9 protein-coding genes are annotated in these 7009 nt (G+C 72.8%); 4 read left to right on the top strand and 5 right to left on the bottom strand.

Annotated elements, in window-relative coordinates; all coding sequences use genetic code 11:
* Positions 1-90: 90 nt before the first annotated feature.
* Complete coding sequence (locus ACIBBH_RS21500; RefSeq protein WP_399406838.1) at positions 91-348, bottom strand: hypothetical protein; 258 nt, start codon at positions 346-348, stop codon at positions 91-93.
* 195 nt (positions 349-543) lie between these two features.
* Positions 544-1416, bottom strand: a complete 873-nt coding sequence (locus tag ACIBBH_RS21495; protein ID WP_399406836.1) for a 3-hydroxybutyryl-CoA dehydrogenase — start codon at positions 1414-1416, stop codon at positions 544-546.
* Between the two features lie 174 nt (positions 1417-1590).
* On the opposite strand from ACIBBH_RS21495, the gene ACIBBH_RS21490 reads away from it, so the two are divergent.
* Positions 1591-2814, top strand: coding sequence for a glycoside hydrolase family 10 protein (locus ACIBBH_RS21490; RefSeq protein WP_399406860.1), 1224 nt, complete (start codon positions 1591-1593; stop codon positions 2812-2814).
* A gap of 1 nt (position 2815) precedes the next feature.
* On the opposite strand, the gene ACIBBH_RS21485 is transcribed toward ACIBBH_RS21490, so the two are convergent.
* Together ACIBBH_RS21485 and ACIBBH_RS21480 are read right to left on the bottom strand one after the other, a co-directional pair.
* Positions 2816-3019 (bottom strand): DUF1918 domain-containing protein, encoded by a 204-nt coding sequence (locus ACIBBH_RS21485; RefSeq protein WP_399406834.1) that lies wholly within the window; start codon positions 3017-3019, stop codon positions 2816-2818.
* Between the two features lie 13 nt (positions 3020-3032).
* On the bottom strand, positions 3033-3953 hold the full coding sequence (locus tag ACIBBH_RS21480; RefSeq protein ID WP_399406832.1) for a DMT family transporter: 921 nt from the start codon (positions 3951-3953) through the stop codon (positions 3033-3035).
* On the opposite strand from ACIBBH_RS21480, the gene ACIBBH_RS21475 reads away from it, so the two are divergent.
* The 3 genes from ACIBBH_RS21475 (at position 3952) to ACIBBH_RS21465 (ending at position 6584) form a co-directional block, all read left to right on the top strand.
* On the top strand, positions 3952-5415 hold the full coding sequence (locus tag ACIBBH_RS21475; RefSeq protein ID WP_399406830.1) for a PLP-dependent aminotransferase family protein: 1464 nt from the start codon (positions 3952-3954) through the stop codon (positions 5413-5415). The genes ACIBBH_RS21480 and ACIBBH_RS21475 overlap by 2 nt on opposite strands.
* 64 nt (positions 5416-5479) lie before the next feature.
* Positions 5480-5917 (top strand): GNAT family N-acetyltransferase, encoded by a 438-nt coding sequence (locus ACIBBH_RS21470; RefSeq protein WP_399406828.1) that lies wholly within the window; start codon positions 5480-5482, stop codon positions 5915-5917.
* 73 nt (positions 5918-5990) lie between these two features.
* Complete coding sequence (locus tag ACIBBH_RS21465) at positions 5991-6584, top strand: histidine phosphatase family protein (protein ID WP_399406826.1); 594 nt, start codon at positions 5991-5993, stop codon at positions 6582-6584.
* Here the strand turns inward: ACIBBH_RS21465 and ACIBBH_RS21460 are convergent.
* Positions 6566-7009: a DUF6314 family protein gene (locus tag ACIBBH_RS21460; protein ID WP_399406824.1), complete on the bottom strand. Its 444-nt coding sequence runs from the start codon at positions 7007-7009 to the stop codon at positions 6566-6568. The genes ACIBBH_RS21465 and ACIBBH_RS21460 overlap by 19 nt on opposite strands.

Below are 7009 nucleotides of genomic sequence, written 5' to 3'. Positions count from 1 at the left end.
CGGTCCGGGAGCAACGGCTCGATCCGCGCCCACTGCGCATCAGTCAACGGCACACCCGGACCAACGACCGACTGATCCAAACGAAACTGCCTAGTGGGCCAGCGCCTGCCAGATCGTCACCACGAGCGCGCCCAGGGCCGTGAGCGCGGCGACCGAGGGCAGCGGCCAGCGGGCGTGTTCCAGCGAGATCATGCGGGTGTTCAGCTCGTCCACTTCCTTGGCGGTCTCCTCGGTGCGATGGCTGAGCAGCGCCAGCCCGCCCTCGACACGGGCGTACGCCACGTCGAGGCGGCGACGTAACTCTGCGAGTTCTCCATGGACCACGGGATGCTCCGGTTCGGCAGGCACGGGTCCACTCCTTTCCGTAGTCGAACGGGGTTGTTTCCGCATCCCTTGCATGCGCATGGCGAGTCAACTCGCCTGGTGGGCGCGTGGGGAGCGTGTGCGACGGGCATATGCGTGCCCGGCGCGCACACGGTGTGTGAAACAGATGGGCCCGGCACCGATTCCGGTGCCGGGCCCTCAGAGCATCGCTGCGTGTAATCAGCCGTACGTGTAGAAGCCCGAGCCGGTCTTCCGGCCCAGCCGTCCCGCCTCGACCATGCGCTGGAGCAGCGGGGGAGCGGCGTACAGCGGCTCCTTGTACTCGGCGTACATCGAGTTGGCGATCGAGACGATGGTGTCCAGGCCGATCAGGTCCGACAGCTTCAGCGGGCCCATCGGGTGGGCGCAGCCCATCTCCATGCCGTTGTCGATGTCCTCGCGGCTGGCGATGCCCGACTCGAACATCCGGATCGCGGACAGCAGGTAGGGCACCAGCAGCGCGTTCACCACGAACCCGGAGCGGTCCTGGGCGCGGATGGCGTGCTTGCCGAGCACCTTCTCGGCGAAGAGCTGGACGCGGCTGAGGGTGCCCTCGGAGGTGGTGAGCGCCGGAATCAGCTCGACCAGCTGCTGCACCGGGGCCGGGTTGAAGAAGTGGATGCCCACGACGTGGTCGGGCCGGGAGGTGGTGACCGCGAGCTTCACCAGCGGGATGGAGGAGGTGTTGGAGGCGAGGATCGCGTCCGGCCGGGTCACCACCTGGTCGAGCACCTGGAAGATCTCGGTCTTCACCTGCTCGTTCTCCACGACGGCCTCGATCACCAGGTCCCGGTCGGCGAACTCGCCGAGGTCGGTGGTGAAGCTCAGCCGCGCCTGCGTGGCGTCCCGCTCCTCCTCGCTGATCTTGCCGCGCTCGGCGGCCTTGGCCAGGGAGTTGAACAGCCGGGTGCGGCCGATCTCCAGGGCCTCGCCGGTGGTCTCGGCGACCTTCACGTCCAGGCCGGCGCGGGCGCACACCTCGGCGATGCCCGCCCCCATCTGGCCGCAGCCCACCACTCCGACCCGCGCAATATCTCCGGAGATGTCCGTCACATCGACCCCTTCGCTGCTCAACGGCTGAGGCAGGTGCTCCGGGTTCCGCGCCTGCTCCGATCGTGCACGTTACTCCCAAGTATCGATGATCGATCGTCCGGGTGGGGGCATCCTTGAGCGCGAGACGATCCGTGACGGAGCGGATCCGGAGCGTACGGGGTGTCCATGGGTCCGATGAGACGGGTGTCGCGGCGGGCGTTCGCGCTGGCGGCCTTGTCGACGCTGGCGATGACGCAGGGCGCGTCGGCCGCGCCGCGCCGCCGTCGCGCGGTCACCGAGATACGGGGCGTGTGGCTGGCGACGGTCAGCAACCGCGACTGGCCCTCGCGCCCGGGCCTCACGGCGGCCGAGCAGCGCGCGGAGCTGGTCGCCCACCTCGACCGGGCGGTCCGCGACCGGCTCACCACCGTGGTCTTCCAGGTGCGGCCCACCGCGGACGCCCTGTGGCCCTCGCCGTACGAGCCGTGGTCGCAGTACCTCACCGGCACCCAGGGCGAGGACCCCGGCTGGGACCCGCTGGGCACCGCCGTCGCGGAGGCCCACGCCCGGGGCCTGGAGCTGCACGCCTGGTTCAACCCGTACCGGATCGCCAACCACACCGACCCGGCCAGGCTCGCCGCGAGCCACCCGGCCCGCAGGCACCCGGAGTGGGTGGTGCCGTACGGCGGCAAGCTCTACTACAACCCGGGCCTGCCCGAGGTCCGCGCCTTCGTCGAGGACGCGATGCTCGACGCGGTCGCGAACTACCCCGTGGACGCCGTCCACTTCGACGACTACTTCTACCCGTACCCGGTGGCCGGGCAGACCTTCGACGACGACGCCGCCTACGACGCGTACGGCGGCGACTTCGACAGCCGGGCCGCCTGGCGCCGGGACAACATCGACAGGCTGGTGCGCGAGACCGCGGCCCGCGTCAAGAAGGTGCGGCCCGGGACCCGGTTCGGGATCAGTCCGTTCGGGGTGTGGCGCAACGCCTCGACCGACGAGCGGGGCTCGGACACCCGGGCGGGCGTACAGACGTACGACGATCTGCACGCGGACACCCGCAAGTGGGTCCGGAACCACTGGATCGACTACATCGTGCCGCAGCTGTACTGGCACATCGGCTTCGCCGCCGCCGACTACGCCACGCTCGTGCACTGGTGGGCGGACGTGGCCAAGGGCACGAAGACGCACCTCTACGTGGGTGAGGCGCTGTACAAGGCGGGTGCCGCCGGGCAGCCCTCGGTCTGGCAGGACCCGGTCGAGCTGTCCCGGCACCTCACCCTCGCCGCCGAGTACGCACAGGTGCGCGGGCATGTCTTCTTCGCCGCCCAGGACGTGGCGAAGGACCCGATCGGGGCGATGGCGCGGGTGGTCGCCGACCACTACGGGCAGCCGGCGAAGCCACCGCGCTGATCTACTGTGCCTGGTGTTCCTGTTCCCGGTGCCGCACCTCGCAGTCCGGGCCGGGGGACATCACGGCCTCGTGGCCGTCCGGGAAGCGGACGCGGTACGGCGGGTTGCCCTCCGTACCCATCACTTCGACGACTTCCGTGACCTGGTCGTGTTGGCCTACCACCCTGCCGTGCTGGACCAGGTGGTCGCCCACGGATGCGCGCATCTGCGGGGCCTCCTCACGATCGCGACCGTTGGGTGACGGCGATGCACACGAGCACGGCGGCGGCCGTCAGCGGAGCGGCCGCCGTGAGGTGCTCGCCCAGCAGCAGCACCGACCACACCAGTGTGAGCAGCGGCTGCGCCAACTGCAACTGGCTGGCCCGCGGGATGCCGATGGCCGCCATTCCCCGGTACCAGACGACCAGCCCGAGGAACTGCGAGCCCGCCGCCACCCACAGCAACCCGGCCATGCCGTGCGCGGTCAGGCGCACCGGTTCGTACGACAGGGCCAGCGCGCTGGCCGCCACGGTGAGCGGCAGGCACAGCACCAGCGCCCAGCCGATCACCTGCCAGCCCGGCATCACCCGGGCCAGCCGGCCGCCCTCGGTGTAGCCGGCCGCGCACACCAGCAGCGCCGCGCCCAGGTAGCCGTCGGCGGCCGTCAGAGCACCGCCGCTCTGCTGCACGGTGAAGGCCAGCACCGCGGCCGCACCCGCGAGGGCCGCCACCCAGAAGGTGCGGGAGGGGCGGGTGCCCATCCGCAGGGCGGAGAACAGCGCGGTGGTGAGCGGCAGCAGGCCGACGACGACGGCCGCGTGCGCGGTGGTCGAGGTCTGCAGGGCGAGTGTGGTGAGCAGCGGGAAGCCGAGCACCACTCCGGCGGCGACGACCGCGAGTCCCGGCCAGTGCCGCCGGTCGGGCGGCGCAACCCTCAGGGCGAGCAGACAGCAGACCGCGATCAGCGCCGCGAGGACGCTGCGCACGGCCACCAGCGACCAGGGTCCGAAGCCCTCCAGGCCCCAGGCGGTGGCCGGGAAGGTGAGGGAGAAGGCGGTGACGCCGAGGGCGGCCTGGAGGGTGCCGCCCGGGCCGGTGCGTTGCCCGGGGGTGGTGACCGCTATCCGAGGCGTGGCAGTAGCGCTACTCTGTACTCTCATGCAAGAGCGTAGCAGTGTCGCTGTACTGGCCCAGCGGCTGCGGCAGGAACTCGACCGCTACTCGCCGGGCGGAAAGCTCCCGTCGAGCCGGGCCCTCGTCGAGCGATTCCGGGTGAGCCCGGTGACCGTCTCGCGGGCTCTGGCCCAGCTGGTCGCCGAGGGACTGGTGGTGACCCGGCCCGGCGCCGGTGCCTTCCGCGCGCATCCGCGCCGCGCGCCCGCCGCCACCGGGGACACCTCCTGGCAGGAGGTCGCACTCAGCGCCGACAGCGCCGCCGAGCTCGTCCCGCGGACCGTCGACGCATCCGGGGTCACGGTGTCCCTGGCCGCGCCGCCGCCGGGCGTACTGGAGTTCAACGGCGGCTATCTGCACCCGTCGTTGCAGCCGGAGCGGGCGATGGCGGCGGCTCTGGCCCGCGCCGGACGGCGCCCCGGTGCCTGGGGGCGGCCGCCGATGGAGGGGCTGCCGGAGCTGCGCGAGTGGTTCGCGCGCGGCATCGGCGGGGCCGTCACCGCCGCCGAGGTGCTGATCGCGGCGGGCGGCCAGTCCGCGCTGACCACCGCGCTGCGCGCGCTGGCCCCGCCCGGCACGGCGGTGCTGGTGGAGTCGCCCACCTACCCGGGCATGCTGGCCATCGCCCGCGCGGCCGGACTGCGCCCGGTGCCCGTGCCGGTGGACCCCGACGGGGTGAAGCCGGCGCTGCTCGCCGACGCGTTCCGGGCGAGCGGCGCCCGGGTGTTCGTCTGCCAGCCCCTGTTCCAGAACCCCACCGGCGCCGTGCTCGCCCCGGAGCGGCGGGCCGAAGTGCTGGGCATCGCCCGGGAGGCGGGCGCCTTCGTGGTCGAGGACGACTTCGTACGGCGGCTGGTGCATGCGGACGCGGGCCCGCTGCCGCGTCCGCTGGCCGCCGACGACCCCGACGGCGTCGTCGTCCACGTCGGCTCGCTGACCAAGGTGACCTCGCCCAGCTTCCGGGTGAGCGCCCTGGCCGCCCGGGGCCCGGTGCTGGAACGCCTGCGCGCCATCCAGGTCGTCGACTCCTTCTTCGTCCCCCGCCCCTTGCAGGAAGCGGCCCTGGAACTGGTCGGCTCGCCCGCCTGGCCCCGCCATCTGCGCACCGTCGCCACCGAGTTGAAGGCCCGCCGGGACGCGATGACCACCGCCCTCCGCCGCGACCTGCCCGAACTCGCCCTCCCGCACGTCCCCTCCGGCGGCTACCACCTCTGGCTCCGCCTCCCCGACGGCACTGGGGGCACCTCCCAGGCTTTCGGCTCCGGGGGAGAGTCAGCCCTGACCTCCGCCGCCCTGCGCGAGGGCGTGGCGATCACTCCCGGCCGCCCGTACTTCAGCGCCGAACCCCCCGCCGCCCACCTGCGGTTGAGCTTCGCCGCCGTCGCGGGGACCGGGGAGATCGCGGAGGGGGTACGGCGGCTGCGGCGGGCCTGCGACGAGGTCCTCTAGGCACTGTCGCGTGCGCAGGCAAATCCGTTCGACACCGGCACTGCCGCCCTGCCACTCTCCCGGCATGACCGACACACCCGCCCTCCCCGACGGCTACGAGTTCTCCGCCGACCCCGACCGCGTCGACGCCGACCGCGTCCACCGCTGGCTGTCCACCGACGCGTACTGGGCGATCGGCCGCCCCCGCGAGAAGCACGAGCGCGCGATGGCCGCGTCGCTGAACTTCGGGGTGTACGACACGGCCTCGGGGGAGCAGGTGGCGTACGCGCGCGTGGTGACCGACGAGGCGCTGTTCGCCTGGCTCGCCGATGTGTACGTCGACCCGTCGGTGCGGGGCAAGGGGGTCGGGACGGCGATGGTCGGGGCCGTGTGCGAGCACCTGCGGCCCTACGGGCTGCGCCGCGTCCTGCTCGCCACCCACGACGCCCACGGGGTCTACGAGAAACTGGGCTTCCGGCCGCTGGACCGCCCCGACCAGTGGATGGCGCACAGCTTCGAGTAAGGTCCCGAATACCCTCGGTAACTACCAGGTAACGGCCCTTGACCTGCCCACTTGCGCGGCTCACCATCACCGCATGCAACTTCGGGTCACGTTCGTCGCCGCGGTGCGCAGCGCCCCGCTGCTCGCGGAGCGCTTCCAGGACGACCGGCCGCTGGACCAGGCGGGCTGGGACGCGGTGCAGCACGTCGCGAGGGAGTTGCTGCCGCTCGCGGCGGCCGAGCTGCGCTACTGCTCGCCCACGCCGCGCAGCCGCGCCACCGGCGACGCCCTGGGGTACGCCCCGCTGGTGCAGCTCGCCCTGCGGGACTGCGACATGGGCCGCTGGCGCGGGCTCACGCTGGGCGAGGCGATGGCCCGGGAGCCGGAGGCGGTGGACGCCTGGCTCGCCGACCCGCGCTCCACACCGCACGGCGGAGAGTCGCTGCTGCAGTTCATCTCCCGCGTCGGCGGCTGGCTGGACACCCGGCCCGCCGACGACGGCGGACGCATCGTCGCCGTCGCCGAGCCCTCCGTGATCCGCGCCGCCCTGGTCTACGTCCTGAAGGCGCCCCCCTCGACCTACTGGAACCTCGACGTGCGCCCCCTGTCGACCACCACCGTGACCGGCTGTGCCGGCCGCTGGAACCTCCGCTTCGACGCCGTGTCGGCTCAGCCCACGCGCGCGTAGTCGGTGCTGAGCACGAGGTCCTTGTCGGGGCCGCCCACCCGCCAGACCGTCCGCCAGTGGTCGGCGTCCCGGACGGTGAACTCGGCGCGGTAGAGGTCCGCGGCGCAGGGGTGCTCGGCGACGTACCGACCGGTCGTCAGGTCCAGCTCGTGGAAGGGCCGACCGTCGGCGAACCGCACGTCCGCGGTGCCGGGCGCCGCCCCCGGCAGGAACCGCAGCGTCCGCTCGGCGGGCCGCGGGACGCCCTGCCAGGTGAACGTGCCGGACTCCTCGTGCAGCAGGCCGCCGCCCTCCAGCGGACCGAAGACGGTGATCCCCCGGAACAGTCCCTCGTCGCCGCTCGTCAGATCCCGCACGGTGCGCTCCACGCGCCACTGTCCGGCCAGATGCTCCAGCACGTCCGCCACGGGCCAGAACCCGCCCAT

The organism is Streptomyces sp. NPDC051636 (assembly GCF_044453765.1).
Taxonomy (GTDB): Bacteria; Actinomycetota; Actinomycetes; order Streptomycetales; family Streptomycetaceae; genus Streptomyces.
Note: the sequence above shows the minus strand (reverse complement) of the source record. Positions and strands in the feature narration are given on the sequence as shown.

Bases quoted from the DNA above. Each gene is read 5' to 3' on its own strand.
- ACIBBH_RS21490 (WP_399406860.1), top strand. From the start codon at position 1,591: ATGAGACGGGTGTCGCGGCGGGCGTTCGCGCTGGCGGCCTTGTCGACG.
- ACIBBH_RS21485 (WP_399406834.1), bottom strand. From the start codon at position 3,019: ATGCGCGCATCCGTGGGCGACCACCTGGTCCAGCACGGCAGGGTGGTA.
- ACIBBH_RS21475 (WP_399406830.1), top strand. From the start codon at position 3,952: ATGCAAGAGCGTAGCAGTGTCGCTGTACTGGCCCAGCGGCTGCGGCAG.
- ACIBBH_RS21480 (WP_399406832.1), bottom strand. From the start codon at position 3,953: ATGAGAGTACAGAGTAGCGCTACTGCCACGCCTCGGATAGCGGTCACC.
- ACIBBH_RS21470 (WP_399406828.1), top strand. From the start codon at position 5,480: ATGACCGACACACCCGCCCTCCCCGACGGCTACGAGTTCTCCGCCGAC.
- ACIBBH_RS21465 (WP_399406826.1), top strand. From the start codon at position 5,991: ATGCAACTTCGGGTCACGTTCGTCGCCGCGGTGCGCAGCGCCCCGCTG.
- ACIBBH_RS21460 (WP_399406824.1), bottom strand. From the start codon at position 7,009: ATGGGCGGGTTCTGGCCCGTGGCGGACGTGCTGGAGCATCTGGCCGGA.